Raw genomic sequence first — 16918 nt, forward strand, 5'->3', positions numbered from 1 at the left:
GCCGGGGCGGGCGGGTCGGCCAGGTCGGCCGGGTCAGCCGGGTCAGCCGGGTCAGCCGGGTCAGCCGGGCTGCCCGTATCCCTTGAGGGCCTCCTGCACGTCGTCGAGCTGCTGGGGGGAGAGGAGGCTCGGGCTGCGTCCGGGGACGGAGCTCGCGGCGAGCCAGAGCCGGCAGAGCCATTCCAGCTGGGCGGTGCGGTCGTAGGCCTGCTCCAGGGTGGCTCCGTAGGTGACGGTCCCGTGGTTCTGGAGCAGGCAGCCCGTGCGGTCGCGCAGGGCGGCGAGCATGTTCGCGGCCAGTTGCCCGGTTCCGTAGCGCGCGTAGCCGGCGACGCGGACGGGGCCGCCCAGCATGGCGGCGGCGTAGTGGACCGACGGGATCTCGGGGACCAGCGTGGAGACGGCGGTGGCGTGCACCGCGTGGGTGTGCACGACGGCGGCCGCGTCGGTGTTCCGGTAGACGGCGAGGTGGAGCGGGAGTTCGCTGGTGGGGGCGAGTTCGCCGAGTACGCGGTTGCCCTCCGGATCGACGCCGACGACGTCCTTCGGGCCCAGCCGGTCGTACGGCACTCCGCTCGGCGTGACCAGGATGGTGTCGCCGACCCGTGCCGACACGTTTCCCGAGGTCCCGACGACGAGGCCCTCGGCCGCCGTCCGCCGGGCGGTGGCGACGACACCCTCCCAGGCGCGTTTGATCGCGTCCCGCTGCTGATCGCTCATGCGCCGATCCTGTCAGCCGCGGCGGCGGACGGGTATGGGGTCGGCCACAGCCCCGCACCGCGGGAGAGCCGGGCCACGCCTGCCCCGAGGACAAGCGGAATGCCCGCGCTCCGCTTTGGAACACCCCAGCGCCCTACTCAGTTCATCTTCCGTTCATCCAGGTTGCCTACGGTCCACGTGCCAATGACGTCGAACGATTGCCTGGGTAAATGGAACACATCACGCTGCTACTCGCGATTGTGATCGTGACAGCTCTAGTGTTCGATTTCACGAACGGTTTCCACGACACCGCGAACGCGATGGCGACCACCATCTCGACCGGTGCACTCAGACCGAAGACCGCGGTGGCCATGTCCGCCGTTCTCAATCTCGTCGGCGCGTTCCTGTCGGTGGAGGTCGCCAAGACGATCTCCGGCGGGATCATCAACGAGGACGGGCTGCGGACAGAAGTCATCTTCGCGGCACTCGTCGGCGCCATTCTGTGGAATCTGCTGACGTGGCTGGTCGGGCTGCCGTCCAGCTCGTCGCACGCCCTGTTCGGCGGCCTGATCGGCGCGGCCGTGATGTCGGCCGGCTGGTCCTCCGTCAACGGCGGCACCGTCGTCACCAAGGTGCTGCTTCCCGCGGTCGCCGCCCCGATCGTCGCCGGTCTGGCCGCGCTGCTGGCCACCCGGCTGACGTACCGGATCGGCGGCAGGGTCCGCGACGAGGCCCAGCAGAAGGCCACCGCCAAGGGCTACCGGGCCGGCCAGATCGCCTCGGCCGGACTGGTCTCGCTCGCCCACGGCACCAACGACGCGCAGAAGACCATGGGCATCATCACCCTGGCCCTGGTCACCGGCGGTGTCCTGCACCCGGGCGCCAATCCGCCGGTCTGGGTCATCGTCGCCGCCGGCACGGCCATCGCGCTCGGCACCTACCTGGGCGGCTGGCGCATCATCCGCACCATGGGCAGCGGCCTCACCGACCTCAAGCCGCCGCAGGGCTTCGCCGCCCAGACCAGTGCGGCCACGGTCATCCTGGCCTCCTCGCACCTCGGCTTCTCCCTCTCCACCACCCAGTCCTGCTCCGGCGCCGTGATGGGCGCGGGCCTCGGCCGGCAGGGCGGTGTGGTCCGCTGGTCCACCGCCACCCGGATGTTCGTCGCCTGGGGTCTGACCCTGCCCGCCGCCGGTCTGGTCGGCGCGGGCGCGGAGCTCCTCACCAAGCAGGGCACCTGGGGTGTCGTCGTCGTGGCGGCGCTGCTGGTCCTGGGCTCCGGTGCGATCTGGCTCCTGTCGCGCCGCAAGCCGGTCGGCCACGACGACGTCGCACCGTCGGACGGTGACGTCGAACCGGCGGGCGTCGTCACCACGGCCATCGCCGCCGTCAGCCCGCCGCCCACCGCGGCCGCGGTGCAGGCACCGGCCCAGAACCTCATGACCACCATTCCGGCCCCGGCCGGAGCCACCCAGGACCCGGCGCGACCCGCCACCGTCTGAGCCGGCCGCCAGGCCGGCCGTCCAAGGCCGTCTAAGGCCGTCTAAGGATTCAGCATGAACATCGACTGGGCAGCCCTCGGCTCCGTATTCGGCGTCTCCCTCGTTGTCACCGTCGCACTGGTGGGCCTCTTCACCCTGGGCATCGTCGGCCTCTCCAAGCAGCCGGAACCGGCGGCGCAGGGCGGTTCCGGCGGCTCGCTGCTGCTGGCCCGCGCCGGCGCGTACGTCTGCTTCGGGCTGTGCGCGGCGGCCGTCGCGTACGGGATCTATCTGATCGTCGCCTGAGCCGCTCCCGCGCACGCTCCCCCGTCGGGCCGGACACCTCGGGTGTCCGGCCCGATGTGGGTATCAGCACACTGCACCGTCGCAGGTCAACGGCAGGTTGACGGGCGTTCGCGGAGCGTGGTGGACTGCCGGAGCCAATTACGGCGACAGCAGAGGAAGCCGGTGCGAATCCGGCGCGGTCCCGCCACTGTCACCGGGGAGCGGTCCCCCAACACCGGAAGTCACGGCTCGCACGAGCGGGCTGGAAGGCCGGGGGCACCGCGGATCCGGGAGCCAGGAGACTCTCGTCGCCGGTCACGTCGAACCAGGGCGCGGACCCTGAGTGAGGACATATCGCCATGCCTGGCTGCCGTGCGTCCGCTGTTTCGGCGCTCTCGACGAGAGCCGCCTGTACGAAGGTCCGCCGAGGCGCGACGGCCGGCTGAACCGTGCGAGCCGACCGCATCTTCGCGTACGGCGCCACGGCCGGCCTGATCGGCGATCTGCTGCTCGGTGACCCCCGCAGGGGGCACCCGGTCGCCGCGTTCGGGCGGGCCGCGGCGGACGTCGAGCGCCGGCTGTGGCGCGACCACCGTGGCCGGGGCGCGCTGCACACCCTCGTCTGCGCCGGGGGCGTCGCGGGTGGTGCCGCGCTGATCACCCGCGCCGTGCGCCGCAGCCCCGCCGCCTCCGTGGCGCTGACCGCCGCCGTCACCTGGTCCGTCGTCGGCGGCACGTCCCTGGGGCGTGAGGCGCGGGCCATCGGCGGCGCCCTGGCCGCCGGTGACATCGAGGTGGCCCGCGAGCGGCTGCCGCATCTGTGCGGCCGCGACCCGCACTCCCTGGACGGCCCGCAGATCGCCCGCGCCGTGGTGGAGTCCGTGGCGGAGAACACCTCGGACGCCGTCGTCGGCGCGCTGGTGTGGGGCGCGCTGGCCGGGGTTCCCGGGCTGGCCGGGTTCCGGGCCGTCAACACCCTGGACGCGATGGTCGGGCACCGTTCGCCCCGGCATCTGCGCTACGGCTGGGCCTCGGCCCGCCTCGACGACCTCGCCGGCTGGCCGGGGGCCCGGCTCACGGCCCTGCTCGCCGTGGCGGCCGGGGGGCGGCCGCGCGGCGCGGTCCGGGCCTGGCGGGCCGATGCCGCCAAGCACCCGAGCCCCAACGCGGGCCCGGTGGAGGCCTCGTTCGCGGGTGCGCTCGGCGTACGGCTCGGCGGCACCCTCGCGTACGGCGGCCGGGTCGAGCACCGCCCGGTGCTCAACGGGGAGACGGGCCGGGCCGTGGAGACCGCGGACATCGAGCGCGCGGTGCGGCTGTCGCGCCGGGTGAGCGCGCTGGCGCTGGGCGTCTGCGTGGCGGGGCGGCTCGGCGCGGCCCTCGCCGCACGTCGGCTCGCCGGGCGCCGGACCACCGGGACGAACATGGCGGGGCCTCGCACCGCAGGACGGAGAGACGCATGAGCGGCGGGCTGCTGGTCGCCGGTACGACTTCCGACGCGGGCAAGAGCGTCGTCACGGCAGGCATCTGCCGCTGGCTCGTGCGCCGGGGCGTGAAAGTGGCGCCCTTCAAGGCGCAGAACATGTCGCTCAACTCGTTCGTCACCCGCGAGGGCGCCGAGATCGGGCGCGCCCAGGCCATGCAGGCCCAGGCCGCCCGCGTGGAGCCGACCGCGCTGATGAACCCGGTGCTGCTCAAGCCCGGCAGCGACCGCTCCAGCCAGGTCGTCCTGATGGGCAAGCCGGTCGGCGAGATGAGCGCCCGCGGCTACCACGGGGGCAGGCAGGAGGCGCTGCTCTCCACGGTCGTGGACTGCCTGGAACAGCTCCGGAGCACGTACGACGCGGTGATCTGCGAGGGCGCGGGCAGCCCGGCCGAGATCAATCTGCGACGCACGGACATCGTGAACATGGGCATCGCGCGGGCGGCGCGCTTCCCGGTGGTGGTCGTCGGCGACATCGACCGCGGCGGGGTCTTCGCCTCGTTCTTCGGCACTACGGCGCTGCTGGCCGCCGAGGACCAGTCGCTGATCGCCGGCTATCTCGTCAACAAGTTCCGCGGCGACGTCTCGCTGCTGGAGCCGGGCCTGGAGATGCTGCGGGACCTCACCGGCAGGCCGACGTACGGGGTGCTGCCCTTCGCCCACGGCCTCGGCATCGACGAGGAGGACGGGCTGCGGGTCTCGCTGCGGGGAGTCGTGCGCGAGTCGGTCGTCGCACCGCCGCACGGCGAGGACGTGCTGCGGGTCGCGGTGTGCGCGGTGCCGCTGATGTCGAACTTCACCGATGTGGACGCGCTGGCCGCCGAGCCCGGCGTCGTCGTCAGGTTCGTGGACCGCGCCGAGGAACTGTCCGACGCCGACCTGGTCGTGGTGCCGGGCACCCGGGGCACCGTGCGGGCGCTGGCCTGGCTGCGCGAACGCGGCCTCGCCGACGCGCTGGTGCGGCGGGCGGCCGAGGGCCGGCCGGTCCTCGGCATCTGCGGCGGCTTCCAGCTCCTGGGCGAGCACATCGAGGACGAGGTCGAGTCCCGGGCCGGTCATGTCGAGGGCCTGGGGCTGCTGCCCGTACGCATCCGCTTCGCCCGCGAGAAGACCCTTGCCCGGCCCGTCGGCGAGGCGCTCGGCGCGGCGGTCGAGGGGTACGAGATCCATCACGGCGTGGCGGAGGTGCTCGGTGGAGAACCGTTCCTCGACGGCTGCCGGGTCGGCGCCGTGTGGGGCACCCACTGGCACGGCTCGCTGGAGAGCGACGAGTTCCGCCGCCGCTTCCTGACCGAGGTGGCACGGGGCGCCGGCCGGCGTTTCGTCCCCGCTCCGGACACCTGTTTCGCGGCGCTGCGCGAGGAGCAGCTCGACCGCCTCGGCGATCTCGTCGAGGAACACGCGGACACCGACGCGTTGCTGCGGCTCGTCGAGTCGGGCGCGCCGCCGGGGCTCCCGTTCATAGCTCCGGGAGCACCCGGAGCCCCGGGGGGGACGCCGGTGAACGGCGCGGGCCGAGGCCGCCTTTTTCATGACCATTCATTCGCAGGAGGGATCGCCCCGTGAGCACGCATTTCCCGTTCACCGCCGTCGTCGGGCAGCAGGACCTGCAACTCGCCCTGCTCCTCAACTCCGTCGCCCCGAACATCGGTGGCGTCCTCGTACGGGGTGAGAAGGGCACCGCGAAGAGCACCGCCGTGCGCGCGCTCTCGGCGCTGCTGCCGGAGGTGGACGTCGTCTCCGGATGCCGTTTCTCCTGCGCCCCAGGGTCGCCCGACCCGGCGTGTCCGGACGGCCCCCACGAGCCGGGTACCGGCGTGTCCCGGGACGCCCGCATGGTGGAGCTGCCGGTCGGCGCGTCCGAGGACCGGCTGGTCGGGGCGCTCGACATCGAGCGGGCGCTCGCGGAGGGTGTGAAGGCCTTCGAGCCGGGCCTGCTGGCCGACGCGCATCGCGGGATCCTCTACGTCGACGAGGTCAACCTCCTCCACGACCACCTCGTGGACCTGCTGCTGGACGCGGCCGCCATGGGCGCCTCGTACGTGGAGCGCGAGGGTGTCTCCGTACGGCATGCCGCCCGCTTCCTGCTCGTGGGGACGATGAACCCCGAGGAGGGCGAGCTGCGGCCCCAGTTGCTCGACCGGTTCGGGCTGACCGTCGAGGTCGCCGCGTCCCGGGAGACCGATCAGCGGGTCGAGGTGGTGCGGCGGCGGCTCGCGTACGACGACGACCCGGCGGGCTTCGCGGCCGGATGGGCCGACGAGGAGGACGCGTTGCGGGCCAGGATCGTCGCCGCGCGGGCCCTGCTGCCCGAAGTGCGGCTCGGGGACTCGGCGTTGCGGCAGATCGCGGCCACCTGTGCGGCCTTCGAGGTCGACGGGATGCGCGCGGACATCGTGATGGCGCGGACGGCCACCGCGCTGGCCGCCTGGGCGGGCCGTACGGATGTGCTCGCCGAGGACGTGCGCCGGGCGGCCCTGCTCGCGCTCCCCCACCGGCGCCGGCGCAATCCGTTCGACGCGCCGGGGCTCGACGAGGACAAGCTCGACGACACGCTGGAGCAGAACGGCGGCGGGGACGACGACCCGGACCCGGACGGCCCCGGTGGCGGCGGCCGCCCCCCGCAGGGCGACGGCCCCGGCACGCCGCCGGCGCCCGAGGGCGGGGCCGACGACGCGCCCGCGCCGTCCGTGCCCGAGCAGGGGCGGGAACAGGGCCAGGGGCAGCCGTCCGGGGGCGGTGAGCGGCAGCCGGTGGGCGCCACCGAGCCGTTCCGCACGAAGATGCTGAGCGTCCCCGGGCTGGGCGAGGGCGCGGCCGGGCGGCGCTCCCGGGCCCGTACCGAGCACGGGCGTACGACCGGCGCGCGGCGTCCGCAGGGCGCCCTGACCAAGCTGCATCTGGCGGCCACCGTGCAGGCCGCCGCCCCGCACCAGCGGTCGCGGGGCCGGTCCGGGCGCGGGCTGGTGGTCCGGCGGGACGATCTGCGGCAGGCGACGCGGGAGGGGCGCGAGGGGAATCTGGTGCTCTTCGTGGTGGACGCCTCCGGGTCGATGGCCGCCCGGCAGCGGATGGCCGCGGTCAAGGGTGCGGTCCTCTCGCTGCTGCTGGACGCCTACCAGCGGCGGGACAAGGTCGGGCTGATCACCTTCCGGGGCAGGGACGCCGAGGTGGCGCTGCCGCCGACGTCGTCGGTGGACGCCGCCGCCGCGCGCCTCGAACTGCTGCCGACCGGTGGGCGCACCCCGCTCGCGGCCGGGCTGCTCAAGGCCCATGAGGTGCTGCGGGTGGAGCGGTTGCGTGATCCGTCGCGGCGGCCGCTGCTGGTCGTGGTGACCGACGGGCGGGCGACCGGCGGCCCCGATCCGGTGGCGCTGGCCTCCCGGGCGGCGCGGCTGCACGAGGCGCAGGGCACCGCGTCCGTCGTCGTGGACTGCGAGTCGGGGCCGGTACGGCTCGGTCTCGCGGGAAGCCTCGCCCGCGATCTCGGGGGCGGCGCCGTCACGTTGGAGGAGCTGCGGGCCGACTCGATCGCCGGGCTCGTCAAGGACGTTCAGGAAACCAACAGGAGGGCCGCGTAATGCCGCAGGGACAGCCGACCACCGTGCCCGACGACGGGCTCACGACCCGTCAGCGCCGCAACCGTCCGCTGCTGATGGTGCACACCGGCATCGGCAAGGGGAAGTCGACGGCGGCCTTCGGGCTGGCGCTGCGCGCCTGGAATCAGGGGTGGCCGATCGGCGTCTTCCAGTTCGTCAAGTCGGCGAAGTGGAAGGTCGGCGAGGAGAACGCGCTGAAGGTCCTCGGGGCGAGCGGCGAGGGCGGCTCCGTCGTCTGGAACAAGATGGGCGAGGGCTGGTCGTGGGTGCAGCGCGACGGCCAGCTAGACAACGAGGAGGCGGCGCGCGAGGGCTGGGAGCAGGTCAAGCGCGACCTGGCGGCCGAGACGTACCGGCTGTACGTCCTCGACGAGTTCGCGTACCCGATGCACTGGGGGTGGGTCGACACCGACGAGGTGATCGAGGTGCTGCGCGAGCGCCCCGGTGCGCAGCATGTGGTCATCACCGGGCGCAACGCGCCGCAGAAGCTGCTGGACGCCGCCGATCTGGTGACCGAGATGTCGAAGGTCAAGCACCCGATGGACGCCGGTCAGAAGGGCCAGCGGGGCATCGAATGGTGAGGGACTGGCAGTGAACACTCCTCGTCTGGTGATCGCAGCGCCCTCGTCGGGCAGCGGCAAGACCACCGTCGCCACGGGGCTGATGGCGGCCTTCGCGGCGCGGGGTCTCGCCGTGTCCCCGCACAAGGTCGGGCCCGACTACATCGACCCCGGCTATCACACGCTGGCCACCGGCCGGCCGGGGCGCAACCTCGACGCGTACATGTGCGGCCCCGACCGGGTCGCCCCGCTGTTCGCGCACGGGGCGGCCGGCTGCGACCTCGCGGTGGTCGAGGGTGTGATGGGGCTGTACGACGGTGCTTCGGGCCAGGGCGAGCTGGCGTCGACCGCGCAGGTCGCGAAGTTGCTGCGGGCGCCCGTGGTACTGGTCGTCGACGCGTCGTCGCAGTCGCGTTCCGTGGCCGCGCTGGTGCACGGTTTCGCCTCGTGGGATCCGCAGGTGCGCCTCGGCGGGGTGATCCTGAACAAGGTCGGCTCCCAGCGGCACGAGGCGCTGCTGCGGGACGCGCTGGAGGAGTCCGGTCTGCCGGTGCTGGGGGTGCTGCACCGGGCCGAGCAGGTGGCCGTTCCGTCGCGTCATCTGGGTCTGGTGCCGGTCGCCGAGCGGCGGGGCGACGCGCTGGGCGCGGTCGCGGCGATGCGGGAGCAGGTGGTGGCGGGGTGCGATCTTCAGGCGCTGATGGCGCTGGCCCGTTCCGCGCCGCCGCTGCCGGGCGAGGTGTGGGACGCGGCGGAGGCGATCGCCGGCTGCGGCGGGCCCGTGCCGCTGTCCGCCCCGGCCGGGGCCCCGGTCGTCGCGGTGGCCTCCGGTGCCGCGTTCACCTTCTCGTACGCCGAGCACACCGAGCTGCTCACCGCGGCCGGGGCCGAGGTCGTGCCGTTCGACCCGTTGCGGGACGAGGCGCTGCCCGAGGGCACCCGGGGGCTGGTCGTCGGCGGGGGGTTCCCGGAGGTGTACGCCGGTGAGCTGTCCGCCAACGCGGCGCTGCGCAAGGCCGTCGCCGGGCTGGCGGAGTCCGGGGCCCCGGTGTCCGCCGAGTGTGCCGGGCTGCTGTATCTGGCGCGTTCGCTCGACGGGCTGCCGATGTGCGGGGTCCTCGACGCGGAGGCCCGGATGTCGAAGCGGCTGACGCTCGGCTACCGGGAGGCCGTGGCGATCTCCGACAGTGTGCTGGCGGCCCCCGGCACCCGGGTGCGCGGCCACGAGTTCCACCGCACCGTGCTGGAGCCGGGCGCCGGCGCCGATCCGGCGTGGGGCATGCACCAGCCGGAGCGGCGGGTCGAGGGGTACGTACAGCGGGGCGTGCACGCGAGCTATCTGCACACGCACTGGGCGTCGGCGCCCGGCATGGCCCGCCGGTTCGTCGAACGGTGCGGGCCATGAGCCGGAGCGGGAACCGGTGCCGGGAGCGGTGAGGCACCCGGGGGCGGTGCGCTGCTCAGTCCGCGATGCCCACCACGAGCCAGATGAAGCCCACCCCGGCCACGGTGCACAGCAGCGTGGAGCGCACCGGGTGTTCGTGGTGTGCCTCGGGGAGGATCTCGGCGGCCGCCAGGTAGAGCAGCGCGCCGCCGAAGAAGCCGAGATAGCAGCCGAGGAGTTCCGCCGGAAGGATGAACAGGAGCGTCGTCGCGGCGCCCGCGATCGGCGCCAGCGCGTCCGCGAACAGCATGATCAGGGCCTTGCGGCGGGCGTTGCCGTACAGGCTGGTGATCGTGTACGTGTTGAAGCCGTCGGCGAAGTCGTGCGTGATGACGGCGAGCGCGACGGCGGCTCCCATGCCCGCGCCCACCTGGAAGGCCGCGCCGAGGGCGACGCCGTCCATCAGACTGTGGCCGACCATCGCCGCCGCCGCCGTGAGCCCGACCTGGGGCACCCGTTCCCCGCCCGCGCCGTGTGCCGCCTGGCGCACCGCGAGCAGCCGCTCCACCAGGTGGGCGACGAGGAAGCCGCCGACGAACAGCAGCAGGGCGGCCGGGACGCCGAAGACGGCCTCGCCCGCGGCGTCGACCGCCTCGGGCAGCAGGTCCAGGCCGACCACACCGAGCATCAGCCCGCCGGCGAAGCCGAGCACCAGGTGGCGGCGGTCGGTGACGCGCTGGGCGACCCAGCCGCCTGCCAGGGTCATCAGGAACGCGCCGAGCGCGACGAACACCGCCATGCGCTCTTGCTAGCCGATCGACCCCGGTGCGCGCATCTCAGCGCGCCCCCGTTCCCGCACTCCTCGTGAAAGGCCGCTCCATGTCCGAAGCCGACGCGCCCGCCGCGTCGCTCGCCGTCGGCGTCGGCGCGTCCAGGGGCGCGCCGGTCGAGGAGATCCTCGGGCTGGTCCGGGACACCCTGCGCGCGGCCGGGCTCTCGCCGACGGGCGTCGCCGAGCTGGTGACCGTGGACGCCAAGGCGCACGAGCCGGGCATCGTCGCCGCCGCCGAGGCGCTCGGCGTACCACTGCGGACGTACCCGGCCGGGGAGTTGGCCCGGATCGAGGTACCCAATCCGTCCGGCGCGCCGCTCGCCGCGCTCGGAGCGCCGTCGGTCGCGGAGGCCGCCGCGCTCGCGGCGGGCGGTGAGCTGCTGGTGCCCAAGCGGAAGTCGGCCCCGCCGGGGCGGGCACCGATGGTGACCTGTGCGGTGGCGCGCCGCGGTCCGCCCTGACGGCCGTCCGTGACGCCCGCGGCAGCGGACGCGCCTCCTCCCCTTCCCGACCGTTGCGTGAAGCCCGGTGCCGGGCGCATAGTCGTTCTGCCGTACTCAGAGGATCGACCGGGACGGCCGCGGCAGCCGGCCTCCCGTACCCACGACGACGGCCATCACCACCATCCCCCCACGGCGGACATGCACACTCCCACTGAGAATCCCGACGCGACAGGCGCGGGCGCGCACGATCTGCGGCATCACGGTGACGCGGAAGTACGAGGACGGGACCGGGATCTGACCGATCTCGCCGTCAACGTACGGGCCGGTACTCCCCCGGCCTGGCTGAGGGAGCGGATAGCCGGGTCGCTGGGCTCGCTCGCCGCCTACCCGGACGGCCGGCCCGCGCGGGCCGCGGTCGCGGACCGGCACGGGCTGCCGGTGGAGCGGGTGCTGCTGACGGCGGGTGCGGCGGAGGCGTTCGTGCTGATCGCGCGGGCGCTGCCGGTCCGCCGCCCGGTCGTGGTCCATCCGCAGTTCACCGAGCCGGAGGCGGCGCTGCGCGCGGCCGGGCACGAGGTGGGGCGGGTGCTGCTGCGGGCCGGGGACGGATTCCGGCTGGACCCGTCGGCGGTGCCCGAGGACGCGGATCTGGTGGTGGTCGGCAATCCGACCAACCCCACGTCGGTGCTGCATCCGGCGGCGCTGGTGGAGCGGCTGGCCCGTCCCGGCCGGACGCTGGTGGTCGACGAGGCGTTCATGGACGCGGTGCCGGGCGAGCGCGAGTCCCTGTGCGGGCGTACGGACGTCCCCGGGCTCGTCGTGCTGCGGAGCCTCACCAAGACCTGGGGGCTCGCGGGGCTGCGGATCGGCTATGTGCTGGCCGATCCGGGGACCGTCCGCGCGCTGGAGGAGACACAGCCGCTGTGGCCGGTGTCGGCCCCGGCGCTGACCGCCGCCGAGGCGTGCATGGAGCCGCGGGCGCTGGCCGAGGCGGCCGCCGCCGCGCAGCGGATCGCGGTGGACCGGGCCCATCTGGTGGCGGGGCTCAGGGAGTTCACCGAGGTGCGGGTGGCGGAGCCGGCCGAGGCGCCGTTCGTCCTGGTGCGGCTGGAGCGGGCCGCGGAGGTGCGGGAACGTTTGCGGATGCTGGGGTTCGCGGCGCGGCGAGGAGATACGTTTCCCGGGCTCGGTCCGCAGTGGCTGCGGCTGGCCGTGCGCGACCGCGCCACGACCAACCGCTTCCTCCAGGCGTTCGACCAGGCGTTGCAGACGCTGGGCGCTGCCGTGCGCTGACGGCCTGCGGCCGCCGGCCTCGCGCCGGCGGCCGGCCGCCCCCCACGCTCCGTCGTGCGCGGCTGCGGGGAGCGGCGCCCCGTCACACGTACGCCGCTCCCCGCCCCCCTACGGCTCCTCTGCCCCTCTCGGCCCCTACGGGCGGGATCAGCCCTGGGCGCGCCGCCTGGCCACGATCACGGCCCCGGCGCCCGCCGCCAGCAGTACGGCCGCGCCACCCGCGATGATCGGGGTGGCGGAGCTGCCGCCCGTCTCCGCGAGGTTCGAGTCGACGGCCGGTTCGTTGCCGGTGCCGGTCTGGGGCTTCACCCCGCCGTCGCTGTTGCCACCGTTTGCGCCGCTGCCACCGTCGGTCGAACCGCCATTGTTCGAACCGCCGTTGGTCGAACCGCCGTCCGTGGAGCCTCCGCCGCTCGAACCACCGTTGCCGGAACCACCGTTGCCGGAACCGCCGTCGCCGGACCCTCCGTTGCCGGATCCTCCGTTGCTCGTGCCGCCGTTGCTCGTGCCGCCGTTGTCGCCGCTGCCCGGCCCGGTCGACTTCGGCGTCTCACAGGTCGCCTCGGCGAGCGTGATCTCGCCGCGCACATCGGCGACGTTCAGCTTGAGCGGGTTGACGGAGACCTTCAGCTGCAACGCGGTCGCCGCGGCGGTGCGCGAGGTGGTGCGCGTCTTCGAGAGGTCCAGGGTCACCTCGCCGACGGCCGGGACCTTGACCTGCGTGGTGCCGCCCGCGGTGAGGTCGATGCGCTTGCCGAGGACCGTTACGTGCCCCAGCACGTTCGACTCGGCGACCGGCTTGCGGCCCACCTCGCAGACCGCCCTGGACGTGACCTTCTCCACCTCGATCAGCGAGAGCACCGGCAGTCCGGGCACATGGACCCGGGCCTTGGCCACATTGCTGTAGCCCTCGGCCCGGTGCTTGTCGGCGGTCGCGTTCGCGGTGGCCACATCGGCGGCGAGCACGCTGACCGGCCGGCCGCCGTCCACGCCGTCGAGCCGCACGCTGAGCGCGGTCTCCTTGGCGTCGGCGGGCGCGTGCACCTCGTTGAGCGTGGCCCTGAGCGGCACGTCGACCGTCTTGTTCAGGAGTGAGACGTCGAGTGCGGTACGGAGCACGACCGCGCTCGCCCTGCCGCCACCCGTGGTCGTGGTGGTCGCGGTGGCGGCCTGCGCCGGGGCGGCGACCAGCAGCGCGACGGGAGCGGCGGCGACCGCCAGGGCGGCCAGGCGGAAGGTGTTGCTGTTCAAAGTGGTGGAACCCCCACAAGAGACATGGAGCCACCGGTGCCGTCCAATGGGGGACATCGAGAGCTCCGGTGGCCTCGACCCCGAAAGCTTTACGCACGGAGGGTGAACTGGCGGACACCTGACGTGAGTTCACCCCAAAGGGGGGTTTCCGTGCCTGTATTCGAATATCTCGGTACGTTCGTTCCTCCGAGTCACCCGATCCGCTGAGCGCGCACCGGGCCGGAGCCGACTGCGCCGGGGTGCGCGCAAAAGTGTTTCAACGACGAGGCAGGGGTTCGGTAACTGCCCGTCAACACGGCGCACCCCGGTCACGGGCCGCCGGACTCAGCCGACCACCCGCCCGTTCAGGACCACCCGCCGGGGCGCCGCGAGCACCCGTACGTCCGCCCGCGGGTCCTCGTCGTACACCACCAGGTCCGCCGGGGCGCCCTCCTCCAGCACCGGCCGCCCCAGCCACTGCCGTGCGCCCCAGGTCGTCGCGGACAGCGCGTCCAGGGCCGGGATGCCCGCCTTCACCAGCTCGGCGACCTCGTCCGCCACCAGCCCGTGGGCGAGCACCCCGCCCGCGTCGGTGCCGACGAAGACCGGCACCCCGGCGTCGTACGCCGAGCGCACCGTGTCGTAGCGCCGCTCGTGCAGCCGGCGCATATGCGCCGACCAGCGGGGGAACTTGGCGTCGCCGCCCTCCGCGAGCGAGGGGAACGTGGCGATGTTGACCAGGGTGGGGACGATCGCGACCCCTCGCTCGGCGAAGAGCGGAATGGTGTCCTCGGTGAGCCCGGTGGCGTGCTCGATGCAGTCGATCCCGGCCTCCACGAGATCGCGCAGCGAGTCCTCGGCGAAGCAGTGCGCGGTGACCCGGGCGCCGAGCCGGTGCGCCTCGGCGATGGCCGCCTCGACCGCCCCGCGCGGCCAGCAGGCGGTCAGATCGCCCACCTCCCGGTCGATCCAGTCGCCGACCAGCTTCACCCAGCCGTCACCGCGGCGCGCCTCCTGCGCGACGTAGGCGACGAGCTCGTCCGGCTCGATCTCATGGGCGTAGTTGCGGGTGTACCTGCGGGGCCTGGCGATGTGCCGGCCGGCCCGGATGATCTTCGGCAGGTCCTCGCGGTCGTCGATCCACCGGGTGTCGGCCGGCGACCCCGCGTCCCGCAGCAGCAGCGCACCCACCTCCCGGTCGGCGAGGGCCTGCTTCTCACTGGTCGCCGCGTCCACGGCGCCGTGGTGGTCGAGACCGACGTGGCAGTGGGCGTCCACCAGACCCGGCAGCACCCAGCCGGTGACGGTCACCGCCCCGTCCGCGCCGGCCGGCCTCCCGTACGAGATCCGCCCGTCGACCACCCAGAGCTCGTCCCGGACGTCGTCGGGGCCGACGAGCACCCGTCCCTTCACGTGCAGCACCTGCGATGCCTTGTGATCACTCATGTGCAGCACTGTACGAGGCGGCGCACGGGGCCCAGGTGCCCCGCACGGCCCTGGGTACGCTTCGACGGAAGCACCTCCCGTACGCGACCCCGCGCACCGACCCGACCCGACCCGAAGAGAGCACCACCGTGACGCACCCCTTCCTCGACCTCGCCCCGCTCACCGCCGCGCACTTCGCGGCCGTCGAGAAGCGGGTGGCCGGCCTCCTCGCCACCGAGCAGGACGTCGTCATCATGCAGGGCGAGGCGCTGCTCCCCCTCGAAGGCTGCATCCGGGGCGGCGCCCGGCCCGGCTCGACCGCACTGAACGTCGTCACCGGTCCGTACGGGCAGACCTTCGGCAACTGGCTGCGGGACTGCGGGGCCAATGTCGTCGACCTGGCGGTTCCGTTCCACACCGCGGTCACCGCCGACCAGGTCGCGCGGGCGCTGGCCGAGCACCCGGAGATCGACTTCGTCTCCCTGGTCCACGCGGAGGCGGCGACCGGGAACACCAATCCGGTCGCCGAGATCGGTGAGGTGGTCCGTTCGCACGGGGCGCTGTTCATGCTGGACGCCGTCGCCTCGGTGGGTGCCGAGCCGCTGCTGCCGGACGCGTGGGGCGTCGATCTCTGCGTGATCGGCGCGCAGAAGGCGATGGGCGGCCCGGCCGGGGTGTCCGCGGTGTCGGTGAGCGAGCGCGCCTGGGAGCGGATCGCCGCCAACCCCGAGGCTCCGCGCCGCTCCTACCTCTCGCTGCTGGACTGGAAGGAGCGCTGGATCGACGGCGGCCGCAAGGCCCTGCTGCACGCGCCGGCCCAGCTGGAGATGCTGGCGCTCGATGCCTGTGTTGAGCGGATCGAGACCGAGGGACTGGACGCGCTGATGGCCCGTCACGCCTCGGCCGCCGCGGCGACGCGGGCCGGCGCGCTGGCGCTCGGCGGCGGCCTTTCGCCGTACGTCCACGAGGCCGCGGAGGCGGCGCCGGTCGCGACGACGCTGCGCGCCCCGGAGGGGGTCGACGCCGCCGGGCTGGTCGCGCGCGCGCTCGCGGCCGACCCCTCGCTGCCGCTGATCGCGGGCGGGGGTGCGCTGTCCAAGGAGATGATCCGGGTCAATCACTACGGTGTGGATGCGACGCGGGGCGCGGTGCTGTCCTCGCTCGCGGCTCTGGGGGCGGCGCTGGCCGATTCGGGCCGGCAGGTCGACTTCGAAGCTGCCCGCAAGGCCGTTTCGGAAACCTGGCCGAGCGAATAAATCCGGGCCGGGCGCCAATATTCCACGAATGCGGGGAGCTGCTTTATTCAGAGCAGCTCCCCGCATTCTTCTGCCCGGTTTCCCGAGCCCTAAACACCCGAGTTTCCAGAACCTCCGAGCGGACCCGAACCACACAATTCCGTTGCACCGCCCGAGAGTTACAACTATGTGACCGACTCCACACCGCGACCGTTATGCCGGATAAATAGCCATCAAAACGATGGAAATCGCGGCCCGGTCGCGCCGGGGCACGCGCCCGCGTGATAACACAGAACGCCATCCCGCCCAACCCTTCTCCTCGATGCGATTTGGAAATTTGCTGGGTAAATTCAATTTGCATGACCGCCGCACCAGCAGATTTTGCAAGTGCCCAAAACGAATTCATCACCATCGACACCCCACGAGTGGAGGACGGGGCCGCGATCTGGCGCATCGCCCGCGACTCCGAGGTCCTGGACCTCAACTCCTCGTACAGCTACCTGCTGTGGTGCCGTGACTTCGCGGCGACCTCCGTGGTCGCCCGGGGCGAGGCCGGTGAGCCCGTCGCCTTCGTGACGGGGTACGTCCGGCCGGACCGTCCCGGGACGCTCGTCGTCTGGCAGGTGGCCGTCGACCACGCCCACCGCGGGGCGGGGCTCGCCGGAAAGCTGCTGGACGCGCTGACCTCCCGGGTCGCCGCCGCACAGGGCCTGGCCTCGGTCGAGACGACCATCACCCCGGACAACACCGCGTCGGACCGGCTGTTCACCTCCTACGCGCAGCGCCACGACGTGGCCCTGGACCGCGAGGTGCTCTTCGACGGCGGGCTGTTCCCCGAGGGCGACCACCTTCCCGAAGTCCTGTACCGCATCGGCCCGTTCCACGCCTGAGCCCGCCCGGCCACCGCCACACCCGTACGCCCCGGCCCGGCCCGACGGGGCTCCGCCACGCCCGAGCGCGCCCGCACCG

Annotated in this window: 13 protein-coding genes, 1 pseudogene and 1 riboswitch; of the genes and pseudogenes, 10 read left to right on the plus strand and 4 right to left on the minus strand. The window is 73.5% G+C overall.

Translation table 11 applies throughout. The features are described from left to right. Positions 1-60: 60 nt before the first annotated feature. Positions 61-720: a class II aldolase/adducin family protein gene (locus tag AADR41_RS35970; protein WP_342286172.1), complete on the minus strand. Its 660-nt coding sequence runs from the start codon at positions 718-720 to the stop codon at positions 61-63. A gap of 209 nt (positions 721-929) precedes the next feature. Between AADR41_RS35970 and AADR41_RS35975 the strand changes: the two genes are divergently transcribed. From AADR41_RS35975 to AADR41_RS36005, 7 genes are all read left to right on the plus strand, one after another. After that, complete coding sequence (locus AADR41_RS35975) at positions 930-2201, plus strand: inorganic phosphate transporter (protein ID WP_342286173.1); 1272 nt, start codon at positions 930-932, stop codon at positions 2199-2201. 54 nt (positions 2202-2255) lie between these two features. Continuing rightward, positions 2256-2486 (plus strand): hypothetical protein, encoded by a 231-nt coding sequence (locus tag AADR41_RS35980; RefSeq protein WP_124718378.1) that lies wholly within the window; start codon positions 2256-2258, stop codon positions 2484-2486. 153 nt (positions 2487-2639) lie between these two features. Beyond that, a riboswitch (cobalamin riboswitch) is annotated at positions 2640-2769 on the plus strand. Between the two features lie 145 nt (positions 2770-2914). Beyond that, positions 2915-3928, plus strand: a complete 1014-nt coding sequence (locus tag AADR41_RS35985) for a cobalamin biosynthesis protein (protein WP_342286174.1) — start codon at positions 2915-2917, stop codon at positions 3926-3928. Continuing rightward, positions 3925-5514 (plus strand): cobyric acid synthase, encoded by a 1590-nt coding sequence (locus tag AADR41_RS35990; RefSeq protein WP_342286175.1) that lies wholly within the window; start codon positions 3925-3927, stop codon positions 5512-5514. The genes AADR41_RS35985 and AADR41_RS35990 overlap by 4 nt, the downstream gene beginning before the upstream one ends. Further along, entirely contained in the window at positions 5511-7529 is a 2019-nt protein-coding gene (locus tag AADR41_RS35995) for a putative cobaltochelatase (RefSeq protein ID WP_342286176.1), read from the plus strand. Before AADR41_RS35990 ends, AADR41_RS35995 begins: the two co-directional genes overlap by 4 nt. Then, positions 7529-8128 carry a cob(I)yrinic acid a,c-diamide adenosyltransferase gene (gene cobO / locus AADR41_RS36000; RefSeq protein ID WP_342286177.1) on the plus strand — a complete coding sequence of 200 codons (600 nt, stop codon included), beginning with the start codon at positions 7529-7531 and terminating at the stop codon, positions 8126-8128. The genes AADR41_RS35995 and cobO overlap by 1 nt, the downstream gene beginning before the upstream one ends. A gap of 10 nt (positions 8129-8138) precedes the next feature. Then, on the plus strand, positions 8139-9512 hold the full coding sequence (locus AADR41_RS36005; protein WP_342286178.1) for a cobyrinate a,c-diamide synthase: 1374 nt from the start codon (positions 8139-8141) through the stop codon (positions 9510-9512). A gap of 55 nt (positions 9513-9567) precedes the next feature. Here the strand turns inward: AADR41_RS36005 and AADR41_RS36010 are convergent, their stop codons facing one another. Next, a complete protein-coding gene (locus AADR41_RS36010; protein WP_342286179.1) occupies positions 9568-10290 on the minus strand; it encodes a ZIP family metal transporter in 723 nt (240 codons plus the stop codon). An 80-nt stretch (positions 10291-10370) separates the two neighbouring features. Between AADR41_RS36010 and cobC the strand changes: the two are divergent. Next, positions 10371-12059: pseudogene (cobC, locus tag AADR41_RS36015) on the plus strand (Rv2231c family pyridoxal phosphate-dependent protein CobC). Between the two features lie 147 nt (positions 12060-12206). Here the strand turns inward: cobC and AADR41_RS36020 are convergent. Further along, positions 12207-13310: an SCO1860 family LAETG-anchored protein gene (locus AADR41_RS36020; protein ID WP_342286180.1), complete on the minus strand. Its 1104-nt coding sequence runs from the start codon at positions 13308-13310 to the stop codon at positions 12207-12209. 324 nt (positions 13311-13634) lie between these two features. Beyond that, a complete protein-coding gene (locus AADR41_RS36025) occupies positions 13635-14735 on the minus strand; it encodes an amidohydrolase family protein (protein ID WP_342286181.1) in 1101 nt (366 codons plus the stop codon). Positions 14736-14863: 128 nt separating this feature from the next. Here AADR41_RS36025 and AADR41_RS36030 point away from each other — a divergent pair, with 128 nt between their 5' ends. Continuing rightward, on the plus strand, positions 14864-15970 hold the full coding sequence (locus AADR41_RS36030) for a pyridoxal-phosphate-dependent aminotransferase family protein (protein ID WP_342286182.1): 1107 nt from the start codon (positions 14864-14866) through the stop codon (positions 15968-15970). A 338-nt stretch (positions 15971-16308) separates the two neighbouring features. After that, entirely contained in the window at positions 16309-16839 is a 531-nt protein-coding gene (ectA, locus tag AADR41_RS36035) for a diaminobutyrate acetyltransferase (RefSeq protein WP_311203009.1), read from the plus strand. The last annotated feature ends 79 nt before the right edge of the window (positions 16840-16918 follow it).

Source organism: Streptomyces sp. CLV115, from assembly GCF_038448545.1.
GTDB classification, from domain to species: Bacteria; Actinomycetota; Actinomycetes; order Streptomycetales; family Streptomycetaceae; genus Streptomyces; species Streptomyces sanglieri.